Below are 20,776 nucleotides of genomic sequence, written 5' to 3'. Positions count from 1 at the left end.
CTATTTGCCACTGCCGGCCTGTCCAACACGGCCTTTCGAACGTATCAGGATGTCCCATGAAGGTCCGTAACTCGCTGAAGTCGCTGCGTGGCCGCCATCGCGCCAACCGTCTGGTTCGCCGCAAGGGCCGCGTCTACGTAATCAACAAGGTCCAGCGCCGCTTCAAGGCCCGCCAGGGCTGATCCGAAGGCTGATCCGGCTCGCGCCAGCCTCACCTGCTCACAGGTCTTTGACGCGCGCTCTGCTTTGCAGGGCGCGCTGTCTGCGTTTAGACTTGCCGCATGGCAAAACGCTCCTCCCTGGCGATTCTTCTCGCCGCCGCTGTCATCTGCATACCGCACCTTGCGTTCGCGCAGGGTGAGCCGCGATCGGGCGCCAAGCCAAAACCCCCGGAAGCGCCGTCGAAGCTGCCCAAAGTCGGCGCCGACAAGACCAAGGGGCTCGATTTCTTGTTCGGAGCGCTGAAGGCCGCGCCCGACGAGATCAGCGCCAAGCATGTGGAGGCCCGGATCTGGGCGATCTGGCTGCAGACCCCCAGCGACACCGTCGCGCTGCTGATGGCGCGCTCCAAGGCCGCGATGGACGCCAAGCAGAACGAGGTCGCGCTCAAGCTGCTCGATTCCGTCATCAAGCTCCGTCCCGACTATGTCGAGGCCTGGAACCGGCGGGCGACCATCTATTACCTGCAGAACGACTACGGCCGCTCGCTCGCCGACATCCAGCAGGTGCTGGTGCGCGAGCCGCGGCACTTCGGCGCGCTCGCCGGCCTCGGCATGATCATGCAGGACCTCGGCGAGGAAAAACGGGCGCTGGATGCCTTCCGCAAGGCGCTGGAGGTCAATCCGCACCTCGACAAGGTGCCGGATCTGGTCAAATCGTTGACCGAAAAGGTCGAAGGCCGCGACATCTAGCCTTAACCGCCGGTTAACCATGTTCGGACGGCCGTGCTTGCCGGCTGAACCGCGCCATCCCACCTGCCGTTCACCGGAGGAGATCTGGCGAGGAGACGGCGCAATGAGGCGTGCAGGACTGACGGCGGCGCTTGTGGGGCTGACAGCTCTGGGAATCACGGCGGCCGCCGCGCAGGCGGACGGTCTGTTCTGGGTGGTCGGAAACCGTGCCACCGATCGCTGCGAGATCGTGACCAGCAACCCCGTCATCATCGGGGACATCTGGTTCGCGTCGGGGCCGTTCAAGTCGAAAGACGACGCCAAGCTGGCGCGATCGACGATCAACGCGTGCCCGAACAAGGACCTGACACAGGAGGACTGATCGGCGCGACTGCGCCCGGTCGGTCCGCTTAGTGGAACGCGGTGCTGCGGCGGTCCGGCATGCCGTATTGCGCGGCTGCGGCATAGAGCTGAGCGATCTCGGCCTCGAGATGCTCGTTGACCAGCAGCAGCGCCTTCAGCGCGCCACGCAGATCGCCATTGCAGCTCGCGACGATCTCGTCGATCGCTGACTCGCTTGAACGAAAGCTCATCGGGTACCCCCTCCCAAAACACCAAACTAAACGCAGGGCCGGTGATCGCAGGTGACATCCTGCAATGACCCAACCGTAAGTAATTCACGGCCATCAGCCGATTGCGAGGAAAAGTCCCGACCATGGTTATAAAATGGCCGACGACGCCGTGATGACAGGATTCCTTATTGAAACGGCCCAGCACCGCCGCTGGATCTGCAACTCTCGTCTTTTCAGCCCGTAACTGTCTTTGTGACAGGCAGAAAACTATCAATGATTTCAATGTTCTTAGTGGGCGCATTGGCCGTGCTCGCGGCGATGACCCGGGCTGGCGTCGCGCTCGTCGAGCGCCGCTATCCGGCGAAGGGGCAGGCCATCGACGTCGACGGCGCCACCATCAATCTTGTGGATATCGGTCCGCGCGACCGCGAAAAGCCTCCCCTGTTGCTGCTGCACGGCGCGAGTTCGAACCTCGAGGCGATGCGCAAGCCGCTCGGCGACATGCTGGCGGAGCGCCACCGGGTGCTGCTGGTCGACCGCCCCGGCCATGGCTGGAGCCCGCGCGTCAGGCCGGAGGATTCCACCCCGGCGGCCCAGGCCCGGATGCTGAACGAGGCGCTCGGCCGGATCGGCGCCGGCCCGGTCATCCTGGTCGTGCATTCCTGGAGCGGCGCGCTCGGGCTGCGCATGGCGCTGGACTTTCCGGACCGCGTCGCCGGGCTCGTGATGCTGGCGCCGGTCGCCTATCCCTGGCGCGGCGGGGTCGGGCAGTACAACGCCGCGGTGACGACGCCCGTCATCGGCCCGCTGCTGGCCCACACCATCACTTTGCCGCTCGGCCTCGCCCTGATGGGCCCCGGTGCCCGCGGCGTGTTTGCACCGCAGCAAATGCCGGACGATTTCGTCGACCAGAGCGCCACGCCGCTGCTGCTGCGGCCCCGCGAATTCCTCGCCAACGCGCTCGACCTCGTCACCCTCAAGCAGGCGGTGATCGAGCAGGCGCCGCGCTACGCCGAGATCAAGGTCCCCGTCACGATCCTGGCCGGCGACGCCGACAAGACCGTCTACACCGACATTCATGCCAGGAGGTTGGCGCAGGTGCTGCCGCAGACGCGTCTGATTGTCATTCCCGACCTCGGCCACATGGTGCAGAACGCCGTGCCGGAGATCGTGACCGCCGAGGTCGACCGCATGGTCGGCGCGCTTACGGCAACCGCGGCGGCCGCGCCTTGAAAACGAAAAAGCCCCGGCGCGCGGCCGGGGCTTCGAGGCGAGAGCGCGTGGCGCGCCGCCGTTTACTGCTTCTGCTTGCCGTCCTTGTCGAACGACGAGACATAGGCCCAGAGGTTGTTGATCTCGGTCTCGTTCTTGATGCCGGCGAAGGTCATCTTGGTGCCGGGGATCTTGGCCTTCGGGTCCTTGATGTATTCCTTGAACACGGCCTCGTTCCAGGTGATGCCCGAGTTCTTGTTCGCTTCGGAATAGTTGTAGTCCGGCGCGGTGCCCGACTTGCGGCCGTCGAGGCCGTTCAGTTCCGGGCCGACCTTGTTCTTCGCGCCTTCGCCGATCGCGTGGCAGGGCAGGCACTTGTTGAACGAGGTCTTGCCTGCGGCGGCATCCTGCGCCAGCGCGGCCGAGGCCAGCGACGACGAGGCGATCACGACGAGCGCAGTCAAAGTCATTTTCTTCATGGATCAGGCTCTGTGGTTTCGAGACAAAAATCGTGCGCAGGTTTGTTGCATGGCCTCCGCCCTCAGACAAGCCGTCCATCGGGATAGGGTTCATTTGATCGCCGCGAACTTTGCGCGGCAGCAAACAGCGAAACCGGCCGCGCCCGCCTACCCAAAGCGCCGGGGTTGTGGTTGATATGACGGTCGAAATCGAGGTCAGGAGACGCGCGCGATGGCCATCATGATGCCGGAAGCTGATCAGGCGGTGCTGGCGCGCCGTGGCGAGATCGTCGCTGCACTGCGCGCGATTGTCCCAGGCGAGGGCGTCATCGACAGCGCCGCCGAAATGCTGCCTTACGAGTCCGACGGATTGATGGCGTATCGCCAGCCGCCGATGGTCGTGGTGCTGCCGGAGACGACGGCACAGGTTTCGCAGGTTCTCAAATATTGCCATCAGCAAGGCATCAAGGTGGTTCCGCGCGGCTCCGGCACGTCGCTGTCGGGCGGCGCTCTGCCATTGGCCGATGGCGTGCTGCTTGGGCTCGGCAAGTTCAAGCGCATCCGCGAGATCGATTTCGACAACCGCGTCGTCGTCACCGAGCCGGGCGTGACCAACCTCGCCATCAGCCAGGCGGTGGCGCATGCCGGCTTCTACTACGCGCCCGATCCGTCGTCGCAGATCGCCTGCTCGATCGGCGGCAATGTCGCGGAGAATTCCGGCGGCGTGCACTGCCTCAAATACGGCATGACCACCAACAACGTGCTCGGCTGCGAGATCGTGCTGATCAACGGCGAGGTGTTGCGCATCGGAGGCAAGTGCACCGAGAACGCCGGCTATGACCTGATGGGCCTGATCACCGGCTCGGAAGGGCTGCTCGGCGTCGTCACCGAGGTCACCGTGCGCATCCTGCAAAAGCCGGAGACGGCGCGCGCGCTGATGGTCGGCTTCGCGCAAGTCGAGGCCGCCGGCGAATGCGTCGCGCGCATCATCGGCGCCGGCATCATCCCCGGCGGCATGGAGATGATGGACAAGCCGGCCATCCACGCCGCTGAGGCCTTCGTCCATGCCGGCTATCCGCTTGACGTCGAGGCGCTGCTGATCATCGAGCTCGACGGCCCCGGCGTCGAGGTCGACGAGCTGATCAGCCGTGTCGAGGCCATTGCCAACGGCTGCGGCTCGACCACCTGCCGGATTTCGACCTCCGAGGCCGAGCGCAACCTGTTCTGGGCCGGCCGCAAGGCGGCGTTTCCCGCGGTCGGCCGCATCTCGCCGGACTATCTCTGCATGGACGGCACCATCCCGCGCGGCGCGCTGCCCAAGGCGCTGGCGCGCATCCGCGAGCTGTCGGACAAGTACCAGCTCGGCTGCGCCAACGTCTTCCATGCCGGCGACGGCAATCTGCATCCCCTCATCCTCTACGATGCCAACAAGCCCGGCGAGATGGAGCGTGCGGAGGCCTTCGGCGCCGACATCCTGCGCTGCTGCGTCGAGCTCGGCGGCGTCCTCACCGGCGAGCACGGCGTCGGCATCGAGAAGCGCGACCTGATGCCCGACATGTTCACCGAGATCGACCTCAACCAGCAGCAGCGCGTGAAATGCGCGTTCGACAGCCAGGGGCTGTTGAACCCCGGCAAGGTGTTCCCGACCTTGCACCGCTGCGCGGAGCTGGGTCGGATGCATGTCCATGCCGGCAAGCTGGCGTTCCCGGATCTGCCGCGGTTCTGAAAAAGCCACCGGCCTCTCCACGTCATTGCGAGCGCAGCGAAGCAATCCAGGGGCGTAGGCGGGACTCTGGATTGCTTCCGCCTTCGCTCTTCGAGCTTCGGCGGACACGTCGCTGCGCTCGCAATGACGCTGAGAGAGTCGTCCAAGCATTTCGCATCCCGCCTCGCAGACACACTGCCCGCTGATGTGAAGACTCTCTCCCCACGTCATTCCGGGGCGCCCGCAGGGCGAGCCCGGAATCCATAACCACAGCCCGTTGAGTGAGGCACGCCGGCAGCTCCATCTCGTTCCACCAACATCTGCTCGGGGATATGGATTCCGGGCTCATCGCTTCGCGATGCCCCGGAATGACGCGGAGAGAGGTTGCCCCACTCATCCATCGTCCCCTCTGACGCACGGCGACTGCTCGATCGCACCCACACTCTCTCTCCACGTCCTTCCGGGGCGCCCGCAGGGCGAGCCCGGAATCCATAACCACAGGCCGCTATGTGAGGCACGTCGGCAGCTCCATCTCGCTCCAACAACATCCGCTCGTGGTTATGGATTCCGGGCTCATCGCTGCGCGATGCCCCGGAATGACGGTGGAGAGAGCCTGCCTCCCTCCACATTCCACCCCTCAGACACACGCCCGCAATCCAGCGGCGTCCTCCGCCCAGGTGATGCAACCGTCCGCCCTCCAAAACCAATCGAGAGGGCACGGGGAATGCCGGGTGAAGGCCTCACCCATGGCCCGCCTGCAACAAAAAAGCAGGCGGCAGTCACCACAGGTTCAGCCGAACATCCGGCATTCCCCGCGTGGCGGTCTTAACGCTTATACGTGCTCGCCCCGGGGATCGGCGTTCTTGTCCCCGTCGCCGACGCGACGCACCGAGGCGTCATCGCCGGCTTGACCTCAGCACCGGGAGGCCAGGCCCACACGATTTCACGTCCGCATCGGACTCGTTCGTCGGCGCGACACGAAGCCACGCTGCGACCCGACACGGCCACCACATCCCCACCCCACGTATCGTGACGACCGCGCGTACGCCCCTCTCGGAGGGGTGAGTCGGGCAGAGTATGGCATGAAATTCGGAAAAGCGAAAGAGCAAAGTCGTCCTATAAACAGGCCGCCGTGTCGTGCGCAGTCGCGCGAGATTGGGGAGCGCTGGTACCTGAGTGACCGCGGAGCCAAGTTAGATATAGCTCGCTGTGGCTCGTCCCTTGCCTGCACTCCGTTTGCAATGGGTAGGGGTTGCGTGACTCTGCGATCAATGGTTGCATGATGGTTCGTGTTGCACTCGATACTCTCGATCAAGTGGGTCCGTCACAGGATTCCATATCTTAAAGTCTGCAACTGCTGGACGGTAGAGGATGTGCCCGCCCTTAGCGGCAAAAGAGGAGGTCGTCGGGCATGGGCGTTCTTTCGGATCAAGGGATTACGCACGTATTTCACTTCGCTCCGCTGCACTACCTGCCGTTTATTGCTCGCTCTCGTTCTTTAATGTCAAAGCCATCTTTGGCTGCGGCGGGATTTTCATCTACTCATTACCGGTCGATGTCGCGAGGGCAGGACGTTGCTCGTGGCTTCGGCGGTTACGCGCATCTTACGCTTGATAAGCATCCTCGTATTCTGCGCGCCAAGCTTGCTGCAGGATTTCCTCATGTAGCTGTAAATGTACCTGTAGGGTCCGTTGACGGCGTTGAAACCAGCATTTGCCGGTTCAACGTCGCGATGACACGCCGGTTGAGGCGCGGCGATAAGGCGGGTCACATAGAAAGTGCCCGAAACGGCAAATACTATGAGGGGCACGAGATCCCAATTGCCAGATCCGCACAGGAGAAGCTGGCGATGCTGAGCCATCCTCTGAATGCTCAGACGATGATCGAGGTTCTAGTGCATGGCGATCTAGCCCTGCCAACCGATACGAACATCATATGCTACTCCACCGAGGATGCCGCGGTTGCACAAGATGTTCTGTCGCAGCTTGGATGTCCATGGAAAGTCGATGTCCAGAAGCCTCCGAGTCATTACCCCCGCAGCGCGAATCATAGCCAATCTGTGGCAGAATTCGTTGCGCAGGCGCTTGCTGATCCAGCGTGGAGAGGAAACGGACTAGAATTCGATAGACTTAAATAACGTTTGTGAAGACGGCTTGGTTTGAAATTTTCGGGCGAACTAGCCTACGGAAGGCGGGCAGCTTTATAGCAGCGGGATGGCGGAGGAGGCATGCGTCAAGTTGTTTTGATTAGTGGTCATATTTGCACCGGAAAAACGGCTCTCGCCGCGCAACTTAATAGTGAGTTTGGGTACCACATTGTTCGCTCGAGCGAGCTCATCAAGGCGGAGGCCAAGAAGCGCAAAAAGAAGCTCAATCGAAAATCGCTACAGGCGCTAGGTGACAAGCTTGACGCCGAAACCAGGCATAAGTGGTTATTCAAGGCGGTTGCAAAGGAAGCGAGTAGGCTACCAAAGGATTTGCCAATTGCTGTCGATAACGTGCGTACGTGGAATCAGCTTGAGTGCTTTCGTCATCAGCACGAGTTCGAAGTGGTGCACGTGCATCTGTACGTTCTTGATCGCAGTGTTTTAGAGCAGCGGTTCAATGTTCGGCAGGCGAGAAGGGGTGGATCGAAGACGGAGACTTATTCGGAGGCAGATCACATTAAAAATGAAAAAGACATAGGAAAATTCAAGCTTGATGCAGACGTGCGCATCAATACTGTCCGAACAGATGCTAGGGATAACTTAGTCCGGGTAGCGGCTCGTCTTGGACTCTACGGTCCTTCAACAAACAGATGTGTCGATGTTGTAATTGGTGGAGGTTATGGCAGCGAAGGTAAGGGGCATGTCGCAGCTTATCTTGCTAGAAATTATGATGTTCTTGTCCGGGTAGGTGGTCCGAATGCAGGACATACCGTTTCTAGTGAAACAGGTGTATATACCTATCATCAATTGCCCTCTGGCGCGAAAGACACCACAGCAAAACTCCTGCTTGGCCCAGGAATGACCATACGGGTCAATGACCTGCTCAAGGAAATAAAGGAATGTCGGGTCGGAGCGGATCGCCTATTTATCGATCCCCAGGCAATGATCATCGAAGATTGTGATATTGACGCTGAAGTATCCCTCAAGGAGAAAATTGCTTCTACGGGTAGGGGGAGTGGAGCGGCAGCGGCGCGACGTATCACTGGACGTAAGCCGGGCGCTATTCATCTCGCAAAGGATATAGAGGAACTGAAGCCCTACGTCGGCGAACATGATCCGTATCGCGGATCCATCGTTGCGAATCTTGAGAAGGCCTATCGAGACGGATCGTCGGTCCTTCTGGAGGGAACTCAAGGTAGCGGCCTTAGCCTCTATCACGGGCCATTTCCTTATGTGACCTCGCGCGATACGAACGTGGCAGGTTGTCTGGCAGAGGCTGGCATCTCGCCGGCGCGAGTTCGGCGGATCTTAATGGTTGTCAGGCCGACACCTATTCGAGTTGGAAACCCCGACAAGGAGGGAGAGACTTCGGGGCCTTTGAAGCACGAGGTGACTTTCGCTGAAGTAGCGAGGCAGGCTGGCCTTGATCCAGATGAAGTTACAAAACAAGAAGTGACTTCTACCACTAAACGTCCACGAAGGGTTGGCTGGTTTGAGTGGGATCAGTATCGGAGAGCGTGCGTCCTAAACGCTCCGACAGATATTGTCCTTACCTTTGCCGATTACATCGATGCGAGCAATCAGAGCGCCCGGCGCTTTGAGCAACTCTCGCAGAACACCATCAAGTTCATCGAAGAACTAGAGAGGGTATCCCAAGCGCCTGTTTCTCTGATCAATACCCGCTTTATGAGAGATGAAGAGCGGACTGTCGATCTGCGCAGCATTATTGACCGCAGAAATTGGTCGACCCAGAGAAAGTTGCCTGATTGATTCAGAGTTTGTGCGTACGCATTCGCTTTGAAAGTCAATCTTCGTAAGTAAAGTGGCGTGTTGTCGAAGAGGAGGTCGGGATGGTCGTTACCTGGAGAGGTCTTGTAACCGCAATCGAACAAGACCCTGAGCTCAAGGGTGCATTTACCGGGCCGCCTGTTCGGGACGAAAAAATGGAAAAGGCCGAGATCGAGCGTCTGTTCCAATTCATTGGGGCATACGTAGTCGCCTTTCAAGACGTAGAGTCGAAGCTTGATCAGATAATTCAGCTCGCGATCGGCTTGGACCGCCCGCACGTTAGTCACTGTGTCATCCGTACGCTATCGAACAGCCAAAAAACCGATCTGATCCAATCGGTCGTTCACTCTTCGGAAGTTGCGGACGGGAGCCCGTCCCAGCGAGCGTGGCTAGCGTCGTTTGATGAGGTCCTAAAGCGGCTCAGGGCCGAAGCTAGCCGTCGCAACAAAATCGTCCATTCTATGTATATATTTGATTTCATGGAAATCGGCTGCGCGCCGCTGCGCAGCAAGCGGACGCGCAAGGTGGGCGAGTTATCTTTCGATCAAGAGCAGGTGGATGCGTCATATATCAATGAGGCGACAACCGAAGTGGTAGAGCTCTCGTTTGATGCTGGGATGCTTTTGGTGCAGTTGCGGCATTGGGACGAAAAGCTTCGGCGTAGCTCCCATCAGGTGAGTGCGGCAGATTAGCCGACGGCATAATCCGCCGCGTCTCTGGAAGGACATCGATCCATAGGACATTGCGCCCTCCTGCGCAGGAGCATGTCTTCTAGCGTCCCACCAGCGGGAACCGCGCTCGGCCGTGTGCCGCCTGAACGTTCCGGCCCAAGCCCCGTCCGCCCCTCTCATCCCCTTGTCCCCGCACGATCTTTTCGTCGCCCCGGGCTGCCCTTTTCGCCCATCATGCTCTAGAACGACTCCAACGCCGGTGGCCGCGCGTCGCGGTTGCCGTCATCATCAACAAGCAAGGCGAGCAGTGGTGGACGCCCTGAAGGTACGGAACGCGGCCGATGTGGAGGAGGTGGTCCGCTCGGCGATCGCGGGTGAGCAGCCGATCGAGGTGATCGGGCATGGCTCGAAGCGCGGGATCGGGCAGGTGACGGCGACCAATGCCGTGCTCGACCTGTCGGCGCTGAGCGCTGTCGTCTCCTATGAGCCGAACGAGCTGATCATCACGGCGCAGGCCGGGGCGCCCCTCGGCGACTTGCTGTCGCTGATCGATTCGAAGAGCCAGCAATTCGCGTTCGAGCCGATGGATACGGGGCCGCTGCTCGGCACCACGGGGCGGGGAACGCTGGGCGGCATGATCGCGGCCGGGCTGGCGGGGCCGCGGCGGATCAGGGCCGGCGGGGTGCGCGATCATCTGCTCGGGGCTTACGCCGTGTCCGGCTTCGGCGAGAGCTTCAAGACCGGCGGCAAGGTGGTGAAGAACGTCACCGGCTATGATCTCTGCAAGCTGCTGGCGGGCTCCTGGGGCACGCTCGCGGTCATGACCGAGGCGACCTTGAAGGTGATGCCGCGGCCGGAGGCCGAGCGGACGCTGGTGCTGCGCGGGCTCGACGACCTCAGGGCCAACCGGGCGATGACGGCGGCGCTGGGCTCGCCGTTCGACGTCTCGGCCGCCGCGCATCTGCCGGCCTCGACGATGCGGCCCGAGGTGGATGGGCTCGGCGCGATCGGCGCGCGGGGCGAGGCGGTCACGGTGATCAGGCTGGAGGGCATCACGGCCTCGGCGGTGCATCGCGCGGGCTCGCTGACGAAGCTGCTCGCGGCGTTCGGCGCGGCCGAGGTCATCGCCGATGACGTCTCGGCCAACGTGTGGAGCGCCATCCGCGACGTCACGCCGTTCGCGGCGCAGGGCACCTTGGGGGCGTGGCCGGTGTGGCGGATCGTCTGCCCGCCGGTGTCGGGGGCTACGATCGGGCAAGCGCTGGTGAAGCAGACCGGCGGCGAGGTGATTTACGACTGGGGCGGCGGGCTGATCTGGGCGGCGCTGCCGCCGCAGGCGGATGCCTCGGCGGGCGTGGTGCGCAAGCTCGCGGACGCCGCGGGCGGCCACGCGATGCTGCTGCGGGCGTGGGACGAGATGCGGCTCGCCGTCGACGTGTTCCATCCGCAGCCGCCGGGTGTCGCCGCGCTGGAGGAGCGGGTGCGCGTGTCCTTCGATCCCAAGACGATTCTCAACCGCGGGCGGATGCGCCGGAGCGCTGTGGCATGAAGACCGAGTTCACTTTGGCGCAGCTCGCCGATCCCGATATCGCGGTCGCCGACAAGATCCTGCGCGCCTGCGTCCATTGCGGCTTCTGCACCGCGACCTGTCCGACCTATGTGCTGCTCGGCGACGAGCTCGACAGCCCGCGCGGCCGCATCTACCTGATCAAGCAGATGCTGGAGAAGGAGCAGGCGCCCACCGCCGATGTCGTCAAGCACATCGACCGCTGCCTGTCGTGCCTGTCCTGCATGACGACCTGTCCGTCCGGCGTGCACTACATGCACCTGGTCGACCAGGCGCGGGGGCGGATCGAGCAGACCTATCAGCGCGCGCCGATGGACCGGTGGCTCCGCGCTGTGCTGGCCTATGTGCTGCCGCGGCCGCGCGAGTTTCGCCTCGCCATGACGCTGGCGCGGTTCGCCCGGCCGTTCAAGGCGCTGCTGCCGGCAAGATCGCAGACCACGGGGCCGGCGCCGAGCGTGTTGCGGCGCGTCAGGGCGATGCTGGAGCTTGCGCCGACAGCGGCGCTGCCGGCGCCGGGGCCGGCGGGCGGGTCGGTGTTTCCGGCGCAGGGCGCGCGGCGCGGCCGTGTGGCCTTGTTGCAGGGCTGCGCGCAGGCGGCGCTGGCGCCGCGCATCAACCAGGCTGCGATCAACGTGCTGACGCGGCACGGTGTCGAGGTCGTGCTGGTCAGGGACGAGCAATGCTGCGGCGCGCTCACCCATCACATGGGGCAGGACGACGACGCCAAGGCGCGTGCGAAAGCCAACATCGCGGTGTGGACCGCGGAGGCGCAGCGCGGCGGGCTCGACGCCATCCTGGTGACGACGTCCGGCTGCGGCACCGTCATCAAGGACTACGGCCACATGCTGCGCGAAGACCCGCAATATGCAGCGCCTGCGGCGGCGGTGTCGGCGATGGCCAAGGACATCAGCGAGTATCTCGCGACGCTCGAACTGAACGTGCAGGCGACGCATGATGACATCACGGTGGCCTATCACTCCGCATGTTCGCTGCAACATGGGCAGAAAATCACGAGCATTCCGAAAGAATTGCTTTCCAAGTCCGGATTCGTGGTGAAAGATATACCGGAGAGTCATCTGTGTTGCGGTTCGGCGGGGACCTACAACATTCTCCAGCCCGACATCGCGATGAGACTGCGCGATCGCAAGGTCGCCAACATCGCGAGCGTCAGGCCGAATGTGATCGCGGCGGGCAATATCGGCTGCATGATGCAGATTGCCAGCGGCACAACCCTCCCTGTCGTCCACACCGTTGAACTTCTCGACTGGGCGACGGGCGGTCCGCGTCCGGAAATGAATTGAGCGACGGGCGCGAGCGGCTTGCCGGCCCGTCCCGCCGGATGATCTGACCGATCGGCGGCAACAGGAGGTTTCGATGGCGAAGGACAAGAAGTCGAAGAAGGACAAGAAAGAGAAGAAAGAAAAGAAGCTGATGGCGCAGGCCAAGAAGGCCGCGAAGAAGGCGAGCAAGTCGGCGAAGAAGGCTGGGAAGTCCGCCAAGAAAGCTGCGAAGGCTCCGGCCAAGAAGGCGAAGAAGGCCGTGAAGGCGGCGCCGAAGAAGGCTGCCAAGGCTCCGGCCAAGAAGGCGGCCGCCAAGAAGGCGGCGAAGGCTCCGGCGAAGAAGGCCGCCAAGGCTCCTGCCAAATCTGCGCCGAAGTCCGCCGCGAAGGCGCCGGCCGCGCCGAAGAAGGCGGCCAAGAAGCGCGCTCCGAAGAAGATGGCGCCCCTGGTCGAGGCTCCCGAGACGCACGAGACCGAACAGGCCACCGAGACCAGCTGGGCCACGCCGAGCGAGCCGGCCCACGACGGCGAGCAAGGCACGCCCTCCGAGAGCTGATACCGGCTTTTGCGCTGGTCAGGGCAGGCCGCCAGGACCAGACTCCAGGATCAGACTCCGGGATCAGACTCGGGGGCACGACGATCGATGGACGACCGAGGCTGCAGCGCCACCGCTGCGGCCTCTTTGCTTTTGACGGGCTCGCGCGCCGACTCACCCCGGTGCGGGGGCTGTCCCCGTAAATCTACGACCGGGCGAATCCGCATTGCCGTCGGTGGTCGAATGTGAGGAGCGAGCGCCACGATCTCGCGGTTTTGTGCACGCCACGGGGATTTCACCCACGGAAACTTGTTGTTCAAATGCAACAGGCCGACGGCAACCTGCCGTAGAATTGTCAAATCGCCCAAAAAGGCGGCAGATGCCGCGCTTTTTTGCTTCACCTGCGGCGAGACGCTGTCACAAATCGAGACTGTATGACGCAGATGGTCTTGATTGTGCCCTGGGGGGCCGAACATCGGACCGGTGCTCGAAATTCGGGTGATGGGGAACGTTCATGAAGAAGTTGGCTTTGTTGGCAACGGCGCTGGCAATGGTTTCGGGTTCGGCCTCGGCCGCTGACATGGCGGTGAAGGCCTACAAGGCTCCGCCGCCGGTGGCCGCTTTCGATCCCTGGGACATCGCGTTCGGCGCCGCGATCATGAACGACTACGTCTTCCGCGGCGTGACCCAGTCCAACCACAAGCCGTCGGTCGCCGCCTATTTCGAGCCGCGCTACAACGTCAACAAGGACCTGCAGCTGTACATCGGCGTCGCCGGTGAGAGCATCTCCTTCCCGAACCGCGCCGCGGCCGAGATCGACATCTACGGCGGTATCCGCCCGACCTTCGGCGCCTTCGCCTTCGACATCGGCGTCTGGGGCTACCTGTATCCGGGCGGCACCTGCTACTACGGCGGCGGCGCAACCACCGACTTCGCCGGCCGCGCCCTGAGCGCCGAGTGCCAGGCCAACACGCTGACCAATCTGAACGTGATGAAGAAGGACGTCTCGTTCTTCGAAGTCTACGGCAAGATGAACTACACCGTGAACGACATGTGGACGTTCGGCGTCACCGAGTTCTACACCCCGAGCTTCCTGAACACCGGCGCCTGGGGCAACTACGCCTCGGTCACCGGCAAGTTCACCGCCCCGAGCACCACCTTCGGCTCCAGCGGCGTCGGCATGTATGTGTCGGGTGAGTTCGGCCGCCAGTGGTTCGGCACCTCCGACTCGTTCTACGGCACCGCCGCCTTCCCGAACGGCATCAAGTATGCCGACTACAACACCTGGAACATCGGCGTCGGCTTCACCTACAAGGTCTTCACGCTGGACCTGCGCTACTCCGACACCAACCTGTCGAAGGGCGATTGCAACGCCTTCACCAGCGACTTCACCGGCAGCGGCACCACCAACGTGACCGCGATCAACCCGACCGGCGTCGGCTCCAAGTGGTGCGGCGCGACCGGCATCGCCAAGCTCTCGGTCGACCTGACCGCGATGAGCAACCTGAAGTAAGTCGCCTCACGGCGGATCGAATTCTCCAAGGCAAAGGGCGGCAGAGCAATCTGCCGCCCTTCTGCTTTTTTGGGCTTATTTGCCTTGCCGCGAGCATCATGCGGCTTCGCGGAGTCGGGCGATTGCACTTCGACTGCATGGTCCCGATGCCGCCGCGCGCAGCTTTGAAGCCAAGCCCACTGTCACCCTCCCCTGGAGGGGGAGGGTCGGCTCACATGGAGCGCAGCGGAATGCGAGCCGGGGTGGGGTGATCTCTCCGCTCGGATCGGTGTCCGCGGCTCACCCCACCCCGCTCGCCTGCTTCGCGTGCGATCGACCCTCCCCCTCCAGGGGAGGGTGAGACTGATATCGCGGGGCCTGCGAGGCCTGTCACGCCAGGATTGCCTTACTCGGCTCCCCCGGCCGGGGCCTCCGCCGGCTGCGCCGTCGGCCGCAAGGTGAAGCGGTCGCCGTCGCGAATCAGTTCGACCTTGCGGTCATGGAAGTCGTGCAAGGTCGAGCGGTGGCCGATCGAGACCACCGTGGTCTGCGGCAGGCGGTCGGCGATGACGCGGTAAAGCTTGGCTTCGCCCGGCTCGTCCAGCGACGCCGTGGCCTCGTCGAGGAACAGGTAGTCCGGTCCATGCAGCAGCGCGCGGGCGATGCCGAGCCGCTGCTGCTCGCCGAGCGACAAGGTCCGGTTCCAGTGCCCGTCCTCGGCGAGCCGGTCAGCCAGTTGCGGCAGCCCGACGGCCGCCAGCGCCTCCTTGATCCGATCGGCGCTGTACGCGTCCGCCGCGGCCGGATAGGCGATGGCGGCCCCCAGCGCGCCGATCGGGAAGTACGGCCGCTGCGGCAGCATCATCAGCTTGGCGTGGCCGGGCACGCTGATCGCCCCGCTGCCGAACGGCCAGATGCCGGCGATGGCGCGGAACAGGGTGGATTTGCCGGCGCCGGACGGGCCGGTCAGCAAGGTGCGCTCGCCGCTCTCGAGGCGGAAGCCCTCGGCCGCGATCAACGGCAGGCCGTTCGGCAGCTTCAGCAGCAGCTGGGCCAGCTCGATGCTGTCGCCCGAATGGCCGACCACATCGATCGTCTGCGGCTCCGTGGCGAGCTTGGCCGCGCTCTCGATCGCCATGTCGAAGCCGTCGAGGCGGGCCACGGTGGAGCGCCAGTCGGCGAGCGTGCGGTAGGTCGAGACGAAGAACGACAGCGCGCCCTGCACCTGGGAGAACGCCGAGGCCGTCTGCATGATCGCGCCCATCTGGATGGTCTTGGCGAAATAGGCAGGCGCCACCAGCACGTAGGGGAAGATCACCGCGGCCTGCGAGTAGCTTGCTGTGAAGGCCGTGAGCCGCTTGGTCCGGCTCATGATCTGGTACCAGTTCTGCACCACCCGGCCGAACCTGTCGGTGAGCTGGCCCTGCTCGGCGCCCTCGCCGCGCAACAGCGCGATCTGCTCGGAGCTTTCGCGCACCCGCACCAGGTTGAAGCGGAAGTCGGCCTCGTAGCGCTGCTGCTCGAAATTGAGATTGACCAGCGGCGCGCCGATCCAATGCGTCAGCACCGTGCCGAACACCGCGTAGATCAGTGCGATCCAGACGAGATAGCCGGGTACGGAAACCTGCGTCCCGAACAGCTGCAGCGGCGCGTCATTGGACAGGCCCCACAGCACCACCGTGAACGAGGCGAGCGACACGATGGAGCTGAGCAGGCCGATCGAGATGTTGAGGGTCTTGTCGACGAACAGCTGCACGTCCTCGGCGATACGCTGGTCGGGATTGTCGGCGATGTCGCCGCGCAGCTGCATGCGGTAGTGCGTGGCGCTGCTCAGCCAGCGGCGCAGATAGACCTCGGTCATCCAGCGCCGCCAGCGGATCTGCAGCCACTGATTCAAATAGAGCTGGTAGATCGCGAGCAGGATGTAGATCGCCGCGAGCCCGACGAACACGCCGATCTCCCAGATGAAGCTGTCCCAATTGTATTCCTGCAGCGCGTTGAAGAACCGGTTCTGCCATTGGTTCACCAGCACCTGGATCGCGACCAGCGACAGCTCGATGGCGATGACGGCGGCGAGCAGGATGCGTCCCGCCAGTCTGTCCTCGGACCGGAAGTAGGGGATGGCGATCCGCCAGACGGTCGCGATGGTCGAGCGCAGATTGTTCACAGTGGAACTGCTCCTGAGAAAGGGCCTTAACGGGCTGAGCTAGCGGGAGAATTTCGCAGTCGCCACCGCCTGTCTAGACGAAAGTCGTAAGTTGCCGGGCGACCGCCGGCTTGTCGGTCGCATGCGGCAAACCGTAGCATGCTGCATACAAGAGACATCGCGGCGGCCGCCAGTTTTCGCGAGAATTTGAGCAGATTGGGGCGGTTGCCGGGTTTGTGATCTCAAATGCGCAGTCTTGCCCGGGCTTGACCTTGGGCAGATAGACCCGATCCGCCCCGCCGGCTCGGGTCCAACAAGAAGAACGTGGGGGGGAGACGTACAATGTGGAACCAAGTCTATGATCCGTTGGCGAGTCCAGTGCTGTCCACACTGGCCGCCGCAGTCCCCGTCGTGACGCTGCTGGTTCTGATCGCCAGCGGCAAGGTCAAGGCGCACATCGCGGCGATCATCGCCGTGATCCTCACCAACGTGATCACGATCGTCGTCTTCACGATGCCCGCCAACATGTCGCTGCGCGCCACCTTCCTCGGCGTGGTCACCGGCTTCTTCCCGATCGGCTGGATCGTCCTCAACGTCATCTTTCTCTACCAGGTCACGGTCTCCACCGGCCGATTCGAGCTCTTGAAGCGCGCGATCGGCGGCGTCACCGAGGACCGGCGCCTGCAATTGCTGCTCGTCGCGTTCTCCTTCGGCGCCTTCTTCGAGGGCGCGTCCGGCTTCGGCACGCCGGTGGCCATCACCGGCGCCGTGCTGATCGGTCTTGGCTTCTCGCCGCTCGCGGCCTCCGGCCTGTCGCTGATCGCCAACACCGCGCCGGTCGCCTACGGCGCGCTCGGCACGCCGATCCAGGGCCTCGCCTCGGTCACCGGCATCGATCCCTATATCCTCGGCGCGATGGTCGGCCGGCAATTGCCGGTGTTCTCGCTGATCGTGCCGTTCTGGGTGATCTGGGCGTTCGCGGGCTGGAAGGGCATGAAGGACGTCTGGCCGGCGATCCTGGTCACCGCCGTCTCCTTCGCCGTGCCGCAGTTCCTGATCTCGAACTACATCAATCCCTGGATCGTCGACATCGGCGCCTCGCTGATCTCGATGGGCGCGCTGATCCTGTTCCTGAAGGTCTGGCAGCCGCGGCAGCTGTGGCTGTCGCCGGCGCTGCGCGGACGCGACGATTCGGCGGCGACCATGGCCGCGCAGAAGCCGCTCGACCGCACGCCGCTGACGCAAGCCGAACTGTGGGGCGCGCTGCTGCCGTGGATCATCGTCTGCATCATCATGCTGATCTGGGGCAGCGGCGCCTTCAAGAGCTGGGCGAACGCGAACTTCGCGTGGAACTATCCGGTGCCCGAGCTCGACAAGCTGATCAACAAGATGCCGCCGGTGGCTGCCAAGCCGACGCCGGAGGGTGCGGTGTTCTCGTTCACCTATCTGACCTTCACCGGCACCGGCATGCTGATCGCTGCGATCATCTCCGGTTTCCTGATGGGGGTCGGACCGGGCAAGCTGATTGCCGAATATGGCCGCACCATCCGGCTCTGCGCGATCTCGCTGATCACGATCTCGGCGATGCTCGCGATCGGCACGCTCACCCGCCTGTCCGGCGTGGACGCCACCCTCGGCCTCGCCTTCGCCACGACAGGCGTGCTCTATCCCTTCTTCGGCACCTTGCTCGGCTGGCTGGGCGTGGCGCTGACGGGGTCGGACACGGCGTCGAACGTGCTGTTCGGCAACCTGCAGAAGATCACCTCCGAGCAGCTCGGCCTGTCGCCGGTGCTGATGGCGGCCGCCAACTCCTCCGGCGGCGTGATGGGCAAGATGATCGACGCCCAATCCATCGTCGTCGCCTCGACCGCCACCAACTGGTACGGCCACGAGAGCTCGATCCTGCGCTACGTCTTCCTGCACTCGATCGTGCTGGCCTGTCTGGTCGGCCTGTTCGTGACCTTGCAGGCCTATGTCTATCCGTTCACCGCGATGGTGCTGAAGTAGCGCCATCGCTCAAGACAGAGACCGATTGCGATCGAACGGACTGCGACAAAAACCCCGCGTCGCCTGGGCAACGCGGGGTTTGCTATGTTTGGACCACAATTGTGCGGGAGCCGTGCTGGCAGCCATCGAGTCGATCGCCTACAAGGCGGGCTCCGTGCGTGATGATCTGTCGAGAGGAATGATGCGAGTTGTGAAGCGAGCCAGGACGCGAACCATGACGCGAACCATGGCCGGCGTGATCGTCGCGCTGGCGATGTCCAGCATGTCCGTCGATGCAATGGCGGCGGAGGAGTTTCCGTTCGGCATGGAAATGACGCTGGACGCGCTGCCGCAGCCCGGCTCGAAGCGGGTGCCGGATCTCGATATCGGCGACCACGGCGAGACCGTGCTGGAGCTCTGGTGCAAGGGCGGCAAGGGCCAGTTCTCGGTCGCCGGCAACACCATCGTGTTCATCGCGGGCCAGATCGAGGACCGCAACTGCCCGGCGGCGCGTGCCCAGGCCGACGACGAGCTGATCGCCGCGCTGAGCGCGGCAACGAACTGGAAGCGTCAGGGCGATTTGATCACCTTCATCGGCCCGAAGACGCTGCGCTTCCGGCTGAACACGAACTGAGCCGGGACGGGCGCTTCTTAGAAACCCGTAATTGCATCGATCGAAATGATGGCCCGGCTGTCACCCTCCCCTGGAGGGGGAGGGTCGGCTCATAGGCGCGAAGCGCGTATGAGCCGGGGTGGGGTGATCTCTCCACTCGCACCGATGTCCGCGGTTCACCCCCACCCCGCTCGCCCGCTTCGCGTGCGATCGACCCTCCCCTCCAGGCTAGTTTCAGCACACATCTTGGCCGCGACGGGATTTACCTCGCCCCGCTTGCGGGGAGAGGTCGGATTGCATCGCGAGATGCAATCCGGGTGAGGGGGGCTTTCCGCACGGTCGGTGGGTGTGGCTGCCCCTCACCCCAACCCTCTCCCCGCAAGCGGGGCGAGGGAGCCTACCGTCCGTGCATTGAAGTGACTGGGTCCGACTTCGAGATGTGTGCTCACGCTAGCCCTCCAGGGGAGGGTGGAGAGCGGAGATCGCGGCGCTTGCCGTCGGAGCTCGCCTTACTTCCAAACCGAGTTGTCCGCGTCCCAGCGCTTGGCCTTGAAGACCTTGGCCAGCTCGTCGATGGCACCGCCGTCGTCGCGGGTGTCGCCTTCCTCGTCGCCGGAGGATTCATCCGACAGGATCAGCTTGGCCGACGAGTTCTCGTCGATCGTCGTTGTCGTCGGGCTGCTGATCCACAGCATCAGCGCCTCAGTGCTGCCGGGCTTGTCGATCGAGACCAGGCCGGTGACCTCGATGACGTCGGTCAGTTCGAGCGACGGCATCAGCTGGCTCGGCCGCTTCAAGGTCAGCTTCAGCTTGCCGGTGACCGGATTCCAGACCGCGCCGGTCGGCTTGGCGTTGTAGGTCTTGGACAGGACGTCGGAGATCGCGCCCGCGAGCTTGTCCTTGTTGATCTTGTCGCCGTCGCGCCAGTCGGCAGCAGCGAAGCGGATCGTGCGGTCCATCTCGACCGTGCCGGCCGTCCAGCCGGCGGTGACGACGCCGGTCGTGGCGCGCGCCTTGGCGATCAGCGCGCCGGCGCGCTCGGGATCGACCGTCATGCTGATGGTCTGCTCGCCCGCGCGCAGCGCGTCGCAGCTCACGATCAGGCTGGACAGCGAGACCTCGACATTCTCGCCCTTCAGGCTCTTCAGGAAGTCGGCCACCGCATCGAGCTTGAGGCGGACGGAGACGGCTTCGGGCGACACGTCGGTGAAGTCCTTCGGCTGCGCGCTGATGCCGTCATCGGTCGACTGGCTCTCCTGGAATTCCTTCTCGCTGACGTCGGAGTTGTCCGTCGAGGCCACTTCGGTGACGGTCTTGCCGATCGCGATCTGGCCACGGAACTCGAAATTGTCGCCGGTCGGCTTGCGGGTGAGCTTCACCGTGACCGGCTCCTTGGCGCCGTTGCTCTGGGTCGCGCCGGTCAGGGTCTGGCCGTTGACGGTGAGGGTGACGACGAAGCGGTCCTTGCGGTCCGAATTCTTGGCGACGGGATAGCACACGTCGAGCGTCGCCGCGGTCACCGTCTTGCCCTGGCGCGTCTCCTTGAGGATCACGTCGGCATTGCCGTCCATCAGTCCGTCGATCGCGGTGAAATAGCGTGTCTCGACGGCGGGGGCGGCCTTGGTCCCGCTCTTGCTCTGGGCCCAACCGAGTTCCGGCGCGGCCGCTGCAATCACGGCCAACGCAAGCAAAATAGCGCGCATCTGAAAATCCTT

At 63.5% G+C, this 20,776-nt stretch carries 18 protein-coding genes; 14 read left to right on the top strand and 4 right to left on the bottom strand.

Features of this window, described 5'->3' with window-relative positions; all coding sequences use genetic code 11:
* Positions 1 to 56: 56 nt before the first annotated feature.
* The 3 genes from ykgO (at position 57) to ACQR1Y_RS18330 (ending at position 1,272) form a co-directional block, all read left to right on the top strand.
* On the top strand, positions 57 to 182 hold the full coding sequence (gene ykgO, locus ACQR1Y_RS18340) for a type B 50S ribosomal protein L36 (RefSeq protein WP_006611362.1): 126 nt from the start codon (positions 57 to 59) through the stop codon (positions 180 to 182).
* Between the two features lie 99 nt (positions 183 to 281).
* Positions 282 to 911 (top strand): tetratricopeptide repeat protein, encoded by a 630-nt coding sequence (locus ACQR1Y_RS18335; protein ID WP_434877636.1) that lies wholly within the window; start codon positions 282 to 284, stop codon positions 909 to 911.
* Positions 912 to 1,014: 103 nt separating this feature from the next.
* Positions 1,015 to 1,272, top strand: coding sequence for a hypothetical protein (locus ACQR1Y_RS18330; protein ID WP_434877635.1), 258 nt, complete (start codon positions 1,015 to 1,017; stop codon positions 1,270 to 1,272).
* A gap of 28 nt (positions 1,273 to 1,300) precedes the next feature.
* Here the strand turns inward: ACQR1Y_RS18330 and ACQR1Y_RS18325 are convergent, their stop codons facing one another.
* Complete coding sequence (locus ACQR1Y_RS18325; RefSeq protein WP_434861498.1) at positions 1,301 to 1,483, bottom strand: hypothetical protein; 183 nt, start codon at positions 1,481 to 1,483, stop codon at positions 1,301 to 1,303.
* Between the two features lie 252 nt (positions 1,484 to 1,735).
* Between ACQR1Y_RS18325 and ACQR1Y_RS18320 the strand changes: the two genes are divergently transcribed.
* Positions 1,736 to 2,695: an alpha/beta fold hydrolase gene (locus tag ACQR1Y_RS18320; RefSeq protein WP_434877634.1), complete on the top strand. Its 960-nt coding sequence runs from the start codon at positions 1,736 to 1,738 to the stop codon at positions 2,693 to 2,695.
* A gap of 62 nt (positions 2,696 to 2,757) precedes the next feature.
* Here the strand turns inward: ACQR1Y_RS18320 and cycA are convergent, their stop codons facing one another.
* On the bottom strand, positions 2,758 to 3,153 hold the full coding sequence (gene cycA, locus ACQR1Y_RS18315; protein WP_434877633.1) for a cytochrome c-550 CycA: 396 nt from the start codon (positions 3,151 to 3,153) through the stop codon (positions 2,758 to 2,760).
* Positions 3,154 to 3,364: 211 nt separating this feature from the next.
* Here cycA and ACQR1Y_RS18310 point away from each other — a divergent pair, with 211 nt between their 5' ends.
* The 8 genes from ACQR1Y_RS18310 to ACQR1Y_RS18275 all read left to right on the top strand — a co-directional run bounded on the left by ACQR1Y_RS18310 (position 3,365) and on the right by ACQR1Y_RS18275 (position 14,337).
* The gene (locus tag ACQR1Y_RS18310) at positions 3,365 to 4,858 is read left to right on the top strand and encodes an FAD-linked oxidase C-terminal domain-containing protein (protein ID WP_434877632.1); all 1,494 of its coding nucleotides are present in this window, start codon (positions 3,365 to 3,367) and stop codon (positions 4,856 to 4,858) included.
* Between the two features lie 1,390 nt (positions 4,859 to 6,248).
* The gene (locus ACQR1Y_RS18305; protein ID WP_434877631.1) at positions 6,249 to 6,974 is read left to right on the top strand and encodes a hypothetical protein; all 726 of its coding nucleotides are present in this window, start codon (positions 6,249 to 6,251) and stop codon (positions 6,972 to 6,974) included.
* A 90-nt stretch (positions 6,975 to 7,064) separates the two neighbouring features.
* Entirely contained in the window at positions 7,065 to 8,753 is a 1,689-nt protein-coding gene (locus ACQR1Y_RS18300) for an adenylosuccinate synthetase (RefSeq protein WP_434877630.1), read from the top strand.
* A gap of 80 nt (positions 8,754 to 8,833) precedes the next feature.
* Entirely contained in the window at positions 8,834 to 9,463 is a 630-nt protein-coding gene (locus ACQR1Y_RS18295; RefSeq protein WP_434877629.1) for a hypothetical protein, read from the top strand.
* 289 nt (positions 9,464 to 9,752) lie between these two features.
* The gene (locus ACQR1Y_RS18290) at positions 9,753 to 10,991 is read left to right on the top strand and encodes an FAD-binding protein (protein ID WP_434877628.1); all 1,239 of its coding nucleotides are present in this window, start codon (positions 9,753 to 9,755) and stop codon (positions 10,989 to 10,991) included.
* The gene (glcF, locus tag ACQR1Y_RS18285; RefSeq protein ID WP_434877627.1) at positions 10,988 to 12,310 is read left to right on the top strand and encodes a glycolate oxidase subunit GlcF; all 1,323 of its coding nucleotides are present in this window, start codon (positions 10,988 to 10,990) and stop codon (positions 12,308 to 12,310) included. The genes ACQR1Y_RS18290 and glcF overlap by 4 nt, the downstream gene beginning before the upstream one ends.
* A 73-nt stretch (positions 12,311 to 12,383) precedes the next feature.
* Complete coding sequence (locus ACQR1Y_RS18280) at positions 12,384 to 12,845, top strand: hypothetical protein (protein ID WP_434877626.1); 462 nt, start codon at positions 12,384 to 12,386, stop codon at positions 12,843 to 12,845.
* Between the two features lie 493 nt (positions 12,846 to 13,338).
* A complete protein-coding gene (locus ACQR1Y_RS18275; protein WP_434862457.1) occupies positions 13,339 to 14,337 on the top strand; it encodes a TorF family putative porin in 999 nt (332 codons plus the stop codon).
* A gap of 385 nt (positions 14,338 to 14,722) precedes the next feature.
* On the opposite strand, the gene ACQR1Y_RS18270 is transcribed toward ACQR1Y_RS18275, so the two are convergent.
* Positions 14,723 to 16,483 (bottom strand): ABC transporter ATP-binding protein/permease, encoded by a 1,761-nt coding sequence (locus ACQR1Y_RS18270; RefSeq protein ID WP_434877625.1) that lies wholly within the window; start codon positions 16,481 to 16,483, stop codon positions 14,723 to 14,725.
* A 321-nt stretch (positions 16,484 to 16,804) separates the two neighbouring features.
* Between ACQR1Y_RS18270 and ACQR1Y_RS18265 the strand changes: the two genes are divergently transcribed.
* Positions 16,805 to 18,469 carry an L-lactate permease gene (locus tag ACQR1Y_RS18265; protein WP_434862455.1) on the top strand — a complete coding sequence of 555 codons (1,665 nt, stop codon included), beginning with the start codon at positions 16,805 to 16,807 and terminating at the stop codon, positions 18,467 to 18,469.
* Between the two features lie 214 nt (positions 18,470 to 18,683).
* Positions 18,684 to 19,082 carry an META domain-containing protein gene (locus ACQR1Y_RS18260; protein WP_434862454.1) on the top strand — a complete coding sequence of 133 codons (399 nt, stop codon included), beginning with the start codon at positions 18,684 to 18,686 and terminating at the stop codon, positions 19,080 to 19,082.
* 488 nt (positions 19,083 to 19,570) lie between these two features.
* Here ACQR1Y_RS18260 and ACQR1Y_RS18255 read toward each other — a convergent pair whose 3' ends face one another.
* A complete protein-coding gene (locus tag ACQR1Y_RS18255) occupies positions 19,571 to 20,764 on the bottom strand; it encodes a hypothetical protein (RefSeq protein ID WP_434877624.1) in 1,194 nt (397 codons plus the stop codon).
* Between the last annotated feature and the right edge of the window lie 12 nt (positions 20,765 to 20,776).

It is taken from the genome of Bradyrhizobium sp. HKCCYLRH3099, from assembly GCF_051167855.1.
Classification (GTDB): Bacteria; Pseudomonadota; Alphaproteobacteria; order Rhizobiales; family Xanthobacteraceae; genus Bradyrhizobium.
This window is presented reverse-complemented; position numbering and strand designations above follow the sequence as displayed.

Bases quoted from the DNA above. Each gene is read 5' to 3' on its own strand.
- ykgO (WP_006611362.1), top strand. From the start codon at position 57: ATGAAGGTCCGTAACTCGCTGAAGTCGCTGCGTGGCCGCCATCGCGCC.
- ACQR1Y_RS18305 (WP_434877631.1), top strand. From the start codon at position 6,249: ATGGGCGTTCTTTCGGATCAAGGGATTACGCACGTATTTCACTTCGCT.
- ACQR1Y_RS18280 (WP_434877626.1), top strand. From the start codon at position 12,384: ATGGCGAAGGACAAGAAGTCGAAGAAGGACAAGAAAGAGAAGAAAGAA.
- cycA (WP_434877633.1), bottom strand. From the start codon at position 3,153: ATGAAGAAAATGACTTTGACTGCGCTCGTCGTGATCGCCTCGTCGTCG.
- glcF (WP_434877627.1), top strand. From the start codon at position 10,988: ATGAAGACCGAGTTCACTTTGGCGCAGCTCGCCGATCCCGATATCGCG.
- ACQR1Y_RS18330 (WP_434877635.1), top strand. From the start codon at position 1,015: ATGAGGCGTGCAGGACTGACGGCGGCGCTTGTGGGGCTGACAGCTCTG.
- ACQR1Y_RS18300 (WP_434877630.1), top strand. From the start codon at position 7,065: ATGCGTCAAGTTGTTTTGATTAGTGGTCATATTTGCACCGGAAAAACG.
- ACQR1Y_RS18255 (WP_434877624.1), bottom strand. From the start codon at position 20,764: ATGCGCGCTATTTTGCTTGCGTTGGCCGTGATTGCAGCGGCCGCGCCG.
- ACQR1Y_RS18335 (WP_434877636.1), top strand. From the start codon at position 282: ATGGCAAAACGCTCCTCCCTGGCGATTCTTCTCGCCGCCGCTGTCATC.
- ACQR1Y_RS18310 (WP_434877632.1), top strand. From the start codon at position 3,365: ATGGCCATCATGATGCCGGAAGCTGATCAGGCGGTGCTGGCGCGCCGT.
- ACQR1Y_RS18260 (WP_434862454.1), top strand. From the start codon at position 18,684: ATGACGCGAACCATGGCCGGCGTGATCGTCGCGCTGGCGATGTCCAGC.
- ACQR1Y_RS18325 (WP_434861498.1), bottom strand. From the start codon at position 1,483: ATGAGCTTTCGTTCAAGCGAGTCAGCGATCGACGAGATCGTCGCGAGC.
- ACQR1Y_RS18320 (WP_434877634.1), top strand. From the start codon at position 1,736: ATGATTTCAATGTTCTTAGTGGGCGCATTGGCCGTGCTCGCGGCGATG.
- ACQR1Y_RS18275 (WP_434862457.1), top strand. From the start codon at position 13,339: ATGAAGAAGTTGGCTTTGTTGGCAACGGCGCTGGCAATGGTTTCGGGT.
- ACQR1Y_RS18295 (WP_434877629.1), top strand. From the start codon at position 8,834: ATGGTCGTTACCTGGAGAGGTCTTGTAACCGCAATCGAACAAGACCCT.
- ACQR1Y_RS18265 (WP_434862455.1), top strand. From the start codon at position 16,805: ATGTGGAACCAAGTCTATGATCCGTTGGCGAGTCCAGTGCTGTCCACA.